The 233-nt window shown below is 64.8% G+C and carries 1 protein-coding gene; it reads left to right on the forward strand.

Going from position 1 to position 233, the window contains the following annotated elements; genetic code table 11:
- On the forward strand, positions 1-233 hold a 233-nt coding region (locus tag HMPREF2656_RS08910; protein ID WP_141761055.1), incomplete at both ends, for a biotin/lipoyl-containing protein.

A 233-nucleotide genomic window follows, 5' to 3' on the forward strand; every position in this document is an offset into this window, starting at 1 on the left:
ATGCGCCAGGTCATCCTGACCGTCAATGGCCAGGTCCGCCCGGTTGCCGTCCGCGACGAGAACGTCGAGTCCACTGTCGCCGAGGTGGAGAAGGCAGACTCCTCCAACCCGGGCCACGTTGCAGCACCGTTCGCAGGTGCCGTCACCGTCACCGTAAAGGAGGGTGACGAGGTCAAGGAAGGCGACCCGGTCGCAACCATCGAGGCTATGAAGATGGAGGCCGCGATCTCCGC

Origin of the sequence: Corynebacterium sp. HMSC034B08, from assembly GCF_001835805.1 — a bacterium.
GTDB classification, from domain to species: Bacteria; Actinomycetota; Actinomycetes; order Mycobacteriales; family Mycobacteriaceae; genus Corynebacterium; species Corynebacterium coyleae.